At 44.7% G+C, this 5,856-nt stretch carries 5 protein-coding genes; 4 read left to right on the top strand and 1 reads right to left on the bottom strand.

The features are described 5' to 3' along the window. Positions 1 to 581 precede the first annotated feature (581 nt). Both MICAI_RS02780 and MICAI_RS02775 read left to right on the top strand, forming a co-directional pair. The gene (locus MICAI_RS02780; protein WP_008197427.1) at positions 582 to 1,976 is read left to right on the top strand and encodes a DUF2252 domain-containing protein; all 1,395 of its coding nucleotides are present in this window, start codon (positions 582 to 584) and stop codon (positions 1,974 to 1,976) included. Positions 1,977 to 2,503: 527 nt separating this feature from the next. Continuing rightward, complete coding sequence (locus MICAI_RS02775; protein WP_008197426.1) at positions 2,504 to 2,887, top strand: DUF4346 domain-containing protein; 384 nt, start codon at positions 2,504 to 2,506, stop codon at positions 2,885 to 2,887. A 160-nt stretch (positions 2,888 to 3,047) separates the two neighbouring features. On the opposite strand, the gene MICAI_RS02770 is transcribed toward MICAI_RS02775, so the two are convergent. After that, positions 3,048 to 3,911: a branched-chain amino acid ABC transporter permease gene (locus MICAI_RS02770; RefSeq protein WP_008197425.1), complete on the bottom strand. Its 864-nt coding sequence runs from the start codon at positions 3,909 to 3,911 to the stop codon at positions 3,048 to 3,050. A gap of 270 nt (positions 3,912 to 4,181) precedes the next feature. On the opposite strand from MICAI_RS02770, the gene MICAI_RS02765 reads away from it, so the two are divergent. Together MICAI_RS02765 and MICAI_RS02760 are read left to right on the top strand one after the other, a co-directional pair. After that, complete coding sequence (locus MICAI_RS02765; RefSeq protein ID WP_002760385.1) at positions 4,182 to 4,691, top strand: pentapeptide repeat-containing protein; 510 nt, start codon at positions 4,182 to 4,184, stop codon at positions 4,689 to 4,691. Further along, positions 4,688 to 5,815 carry a 5-(carboxyamino)imidazole ribonucleotide synthase gene (locus MICAI_RS02760; RefSeq protein ID WP_008197424.1) on the top strand — a complete coding sequence of 376 codons (1,128 nt, stop codon included), beginning with the start codon at positions 4,688 to 4,690 and terminating at the stop codon, positions 5,813 to 5,815. Before MICAI_RS02765 ends, MICAI_RS02760 begins: the two co-directional genes overlap by 4 nt. Positions 5,816 to 5,856 lie beyond the last annotated feature (41 nt).

Here is a 5,856-nt window from a genome sequence, read left to right as displayed (position 1 = left end):
CATCGTAACCCACCCCCATCATCCCCTGCTCAAGATTGACACTTTCATCGCTCATTTCTAGACAATCTAGGGGTAAATTCTCGGTTCACAGACCTAAACTAATACTACCAAATCATCACCCAAAAAAATAAACAGAAAACTTCCTACAGAACTGGGCCAAGGAGAAAATTTTCACCTTTAACCCAGAATAAGACCCCTTTTCCCGACAAAAGAGCCAGATTTTAGCTCCTGGCTGAAGGCTGACCATTAGATAAAATTTTGTTACGATTATTCCACTGGCAATTTTTGAGCAAGATATAATCGAGATAGTAGGGCTGCCATTGGGCTAAAAGTTAAGCAAATTTAAGAGATAGCCATTTCAGAAAAAATCGATCATCGATGATGTTGATCTTCCCCAGATAAGAAACGAGTGAAGATTAATTGTTGAACCGAGCATCAGAAGCTATCTCTAAAGGGGGAAATGTTAGAAAGTTATCCCAGAAGGGGAACCATCACTATTGACTTATCTATTTCCTATTGCTTGTATTCATTTAGTCATCTAACAGCAAGGGATGTAATCTCATTCAGGGGAAAAAGTCGTTATGAACCACCAAATAGAAACCCCTATCCGGTCACCCTCTCAAGCTCGATTCCGTTCACGGGAAGAACGCATCCAGATGGGTAAATCCCTGCGGGAGCGATTGCCGCGTTCTCGCCACGCTATCTGGCAACCCCCCGCAGCTGGTCGAGAGCCGATCGAGATCATCGAAGCATCAAATCGAGGGCGATTACAGGAATTGATTCCCATCCGCTACGGGCGAATGTTGCGGAGTCCCTTTACCTTTCTGCGCGGTTCCGCTGCTTTGATGGCCTACGATCTGGCCACCACTCCCAAAACTGACATTATCGTGCAGGCCTGCGGAGATTGCCACCTGTTGAACTTCGGATTTTTTGCCACCCCCGAACGCAATTTAGTCTTCGATATTAACGATTTCGACGAAACCCTGCCCGCACCTTGGGAATGGGATCTCAAGCGTCTGGTGGTCAGCTTTGTCATCGCCGGCAGGGATAGCGATCTATCCGATCGAGAATCGAAAGCAGCGGCGATCGATTGCACTCGTTCCTATCGGGAACACCTGCGGGAATATTCTCGCCTCAGTCCCTTAGAGGTATGGTACACGCGCATAGGAGTGGAACAGGTGCTCGAGATGGCTCCCGACGAAAAGACGCGCAAGATACGGGAACAGATGATGACAAAGGCCCGCGAGCGCATCATCGAACATCTCTACCCCAAGATCGTCACCCAAAGCGGGGGACGCAATCGCTTTGTCGATCAGCCGCCCATTCTCTACCATGTCAACGAACCGGATTGGGAGACTCTCGTGCGCGAGGGTCTGGAAGATTATCGCCAATCCCTGCCGGAGGAACGCCGGGTCCTGTTCGATCGCTACCAGTTAGAGGACTTTGCCCTGAAAGTGGTGGGCATTGGCAGTGTCGGCACCAGATGTTATATCGCCCTATTGTTCTCGGAAGATAACCATCCCCTCATCCTACAAGTTAAGGAGGCTTGCCCTTCGGTTCTGGAACCCTATACCGCCAAGGGCCAGTATGAAAATCAGGGACAACGGGTGGTTACAGGCCAGAGATTGATGCAATCCTCTAGCGACATATTTTTAGGCTGGACCCAGGGAAGACGGGGCAATAACTTCTATTTACGGCAACTGCGGGATATGAAGTTTTCCCTACCCATTGAGGGAGTATCGGCCGTCCAACTGCAACGCTACGCCGAGTTCTGCGGCTGGACCTTGGCCCGCGCCCACGCCAAATCTGGAGACGCAGCCACCATTAGCGGTTATTTAGGAAAAGGAGATCAGTTCGATCTAGCCCTGGGCGAATTTGCGATCGCTTATGCCGAGCAGACAGAACAAGATCACGCCGCTTTGGTGGAAGCAGTCAAAACAGGACGGGTCGAGGCTTTGGTGGAAGAAAATTTATAGGGTTAACCTCTCAGCTATCAGCCTGTTATTTTTCGACCTTAGATTAGGGGCGCGAGCTTTGCGCCCCCAGATGGCAGCTGGTGTGATACTAAATCCGTTTATCAAAAACTGATTACTTATTTTCTGAGTAGAAAACGGGTTTCTCCGAGAAACCCGTTTTCTGTGCGTTATACCAATTCTCCAAAGTCTGACTACAGAAGTTTAATCCCCCTAAATCCCCCTTTTTAAGGGGTACTTAAATTCGATGTGTAGTTTTCATTTAGAGAAATGGTATTACTCAATAGTCCGAACCTAAATCCGTTTATTAAATACTGATTATCTATTGCCTCTATTGTCTCTTTCCTCTTGCCTCCGCTCCCCACTATCCTATACTTTTTAAACAGGATTTAGTATTATTGCTCAGTAGGTCAGATTTGCTCACAGAAAATAGTGCTTATCTCGACAAAATACTCTAGAACAAGGATGATGGTATGTGATATAATTTGCTCTTGCTTTCAACTACATATTTAAGTAATTTTGTCAAGAAAATGAGCGAATTAAAATCCCAAATCACAGCTATTGATAATCAACTTTCCAAACGTCCGATCGCTCTCGATCCCGCAGGATATTTTATTATTTATCTAGACCGAGAAGCAGGGTTAATCTGTGCCAAACATTACAGCAATATTATCAACGAAAAAGGTTTAGCCGTCGATCCAGAAACGGGAAAAGTTATCGGTGTTAGGCAAAAACTTGATCGCAATCCTGAGACTATTTACACCGCCAGGACTGCCAAAGAATTAGCCGTCAAAGTGATCGAAGAAACCCAACCTTGTCCGATTACTATGTTCGATCATGCTGCTTATTTAGGTCGAGAATTTACCCGCGCTGAATACGCTTTAATCACCGGGGAAGAATATATTCAGGATTAAAGATTGGGCTTTTCAGTGTTGCCAAAGGCACGGCGTAGCCGTCCAGTAAACAGTAAACAGGGATAAAGATGAAGATAAATAAATAAATAAATAACTTAAAACTTACATCTGATAACTGATAACTGATAACTGATAACTGATAACTGATAACTGATAACTGTTAAACCGTGCCTTTAAATAAACCTTGAGGACGGAATAATAACAGCAAGATCATAATTAATAAAGCCACGCCTAATTTATAATTGGAACCAATTAAGGGGACACTAATTTCTTGGGCAAAACCAATAATTAAAGCCCCAGCAATCGCTCCGTAGGGATTACCAATACCACCTAAAATCACGGACGCAAACATGGGTAAGATTAAAAACCAGCCCATATTGGGACGCACTCCCCCAGTAATTAACCCGAACATCCCTCCGGCTAAAGCAGTTAAAACTCCCGTAATTATCCATGTCCAGAAAACAACCCATTCGACGTTAATTCCGGTTACTCTAGCTAAATCGGTGCTGTCAGCTACGGCGCGCATCGCCTTACCGATTTTGGTTTTTTGTAATAACAAATGGAGGGCAATAATAACTATAATTGCCAAACCAATGACTAACAAGCGATCAAAAGCTACTTTAATCCCAAAAATTTCTGTAGCGGTCATCACAGGCAGATCGTAGCGTTGATTACTGCCGCCCCAGATCATTAAAATACCATTGCGAAGAAATAAAGCCAAACCGATCGAAATAATAATTAAAGTGGTAGAATCGGCCCGTCGATCGCGCATAGGTTTCCATAATAATCTCTCGGCAATGAGCATGGCAATAGCTGTCACTGCTGCCCCCACCAGCATCGCTAACCAGAGATTAATCCCTTGAGCATTTACCACCCAAGTTATGTAAGCACCCAAAGTCATAAAATCGCCGTGGGCAAAATTAGACAGACGCAAAATGCCACAGGTAAGGGTTAACCCGACGGCAGCCAGAGCAATAATACTGCCGACGGCTAAACCATTGAATAAAAGTTGCGGTGTATCCATCAAACCTCTTGTATAAATCAGAAATTGTCCTTAGAAATAGGAGTCAGGAGAGAGAAAATTAATTAACTTTTGTCTTTTACTTTATTTAACTGAAAGCTGAGGGCCTGTGGCTTAAATATTTTTGTTTAGACCAAATTGCATGGCAGTATAAGCCTAGACAGCCATTATAAAGGTTTGTGTGCCAGCAATTTCTCGCGGCCGGTGAAAAGCTGACGGCTGATGACTTACTGCTATAAAATCAAGAATGCCCACTGATGGAATTTTCCGCCAATGAAGACTATCTTTCGACTAGCGATCGCTTTTTTTGCCTTACTATTTATCCTATCTCCTGTCAATGCCTTAGCTGCCAGTTCTGCTGCTGTCACAGGAGCCAATGCCAGTTATGAAAACCAGAATCTGACAGGAAAGGATTTTTCAGGACAAAATTTGCAATCTGCCCAATTTACTAACGTTAATCTGCAAGATTCTAACTTTAGCTCTGCCGATTTGCGCGGGGCAGTGTTTAACGGAGCCTCTATCATCGAAGGCAACTTTCATGGGGCGGACTTAACCAATGGATTAGCCTATCTGAGTACCTTTAAAAATTCCGATTTAAGCGATGCCATTTTTGCCGAAGCGATCATGCTGCGCACCATTTTCGAGGGAGTCAATATCAACGGTGCTGATTTTAGTTTTGCCGTGCTTGACGCTCAACAAATCAAAAATCTCTGTGAAAGAGCCGAGGGTGTCAACTCAAAAACCGGCGTCTCTACCCCGGAATCTTTAGGATGTGATCAATGATGCAAACAAGGGTTGGTGTTATTGGTGGTGGACAATTAGCTTGGATGATGGCACAGGAAGCCAAGAAATTAGGCATTTCTCTAATTGTACAAACACCACACCCCGATGATCCCGCCGTTGCTTTAGCTGACGGGGTTGTCTTTGCGGAAATAGCTGACGTGGAAGGCACAAAAAAACTAGCTCAACATTGTGATCTGATCACTTTTGAAAATGAGTTTGTTAATTTAGATGCCCTAGAAGAATTAGCGGCCACAGGAGTTAAATTCTATCCTAGTTTGGCAAATCTGCGCCCCCTATTGGATAAATACGAGCAAAGATGTTATTTACGCTCCCTAGGGTTGCCTGTGCCTGATTTTTGGGCGATAGATAATTTATCCCAACTAGAAAATTATCCTTTTCCGCTAGTGCTGAAAGCGCGACGACACGGTTATGATGGTCAAGGAACCTTTATTATCCGCACTCCTGAAGAATTAAACGCCAAAAAGCCGCAATTAGAGCGTCTTGACTTGATGTTAGAAGCTTATATTCCCTACGAGCGAGAATTAGCCATCGTTGCCGCTAGGGGATTAACCGGGGAAATCGTCACCTATCCCGTGGTGGAAACCTATCAAGAGGAGCAAGTCTGTCACTGGGTGATTGCTCCCGCCGCTCTTAACCAATCATTACAGGCTCAAACTGAATCTATCGCCCATCATCTGTTAAGTAGTTTGTCGGCGGTGGGTGTTTTCGGGATGGAGTTATTTGTCACTCCCCAGGGAGAGGTATTGATTAATGAAATCGCTCCCCGTACCCATAATTCTGGTCATTACAGCCTCTCTGCCTGTCTTACCTCCCAATTTGCCCTACAACTGCAAGCAGTGGCTAATTTGCCCCTCGGAGCCACGGACTTAAAATCTGCTGGGGCAGTCATGGTTAATTTATTGGGTTTTGAGGATAGTGACGGCGATTATGGGGAAAAAAGAGCAGTTTTAGCGGCAATCCCCGGCGCTCACGTTTTTTGGTATGGTAAAAAGTCCCGTCCCGGTCGAAAATTAGGCCATGTCACCCTGTTAAGGGATACAAGCGATCGCTCTGAGTTATCGGATCTGGCAAGGCAGATAGAAAAGCTTTGGTATGGTTGTTAGGGAATTATGAATTATGAATTATGAATTATGAATTATGAATT

Origin of the sequence: Microcystis sp. T1-4 (assembly GCF_000297435.1) — a bacterium.
Lineage (GTDB): Bacteria > Cyanobacteriota > Cyanobacteriia > Cyanobacteriales > Microcystaceae > Microcystis.
This window is presented reverse-complemented; position numbering and strand designations above follow the sequence as displayed.

Bases quoted from the DNA above. Each gene is read 5' to 3' on its own strand.
- MICAI_RS02780 (WP_008197427.1), top strand. From the start codon at position 582: ATGAACCACCAAATAGAAACCCCTATCCGGTCACCCTCTCAAGCTCGA.
- MICAI_RS02775 (WP_008197426.1), top strand. From the start codon at position 2,504: ATGAGCGAATTAAAATCCCAAATCACAGCTATTGATAATCAACTTTCC.
- MICAI_RS02770 (WP_008197425.1), bottom strand. From the start codon at position 3,911: ATGGATACACCGCAACTTTTATTCAATGGTTTAGCCGTCGGCAGTATT.
- MICAI_RS02765 (WP_002760385.1), top strand. From the start codon at position 4,182: ATGAAGACTATCTTTCGACTAGCGATCGCTTTTTTTGCCTTACTATTT.
- MICAI_RS02760 (WP_008197424.1), top strand. From the start codon at position 4,688: ATGATGCAAACAAGGGTTGGTGTTATTGGTGGTGGACAATTAGCTTGG.